Source organism: Clostridioides sp. ZZV15-6388 (assembly GCF_020657755.1).
Lineage (GTDB): Bacteria > Bacillota > Clostridia > Peptostreptococcales > Peptostreptococcaceae > Clostridioides.
The window spans coordinates 1-252 of record NZ_JAGWCU010000150.1 but is presented as its reverse complement, the minus strand read 5'-3'; the positions used below and the strand labels follow the sequence as shown (position 1 = coordinate 252).

At 29.0% G+C, this 252-nt stretch carries 1 protein-coding gene; it reads left to right on the top strand.

Annotation, left to right across the window (positions count from 1 at the left end; genetic code table 11):
• The coding region (locus tag KGF48_RS20140; protein WP_227868515.1) for a helix-turn-helix domain-containing protein at positions 1-252 on the top strand (252 nt) is incomplete at both ends.

The window sequence follows — 252 nt, the reverse complement described above, 5'->3', positions numbered from 1 at the left end:
GAGCATATAAATATAGATTATATCCAAATAGCGAACAAAAAGAATATTTTGCTAAAACTTTTGGATGTAGCAGACTTATATATAATCTTATGTTATCCGATAGGATTAAAGCATATGAGGAAAACAAGGACTTAGATATTAAGAAAATAAAATATCCTACACCTGCACAGTACAAAAAGGAATATGAGTTCCTAAAAGAAGCTGATAGTTTAGCACTAGCAAATGAACAAATGAATTTAGATAAAGCCTACA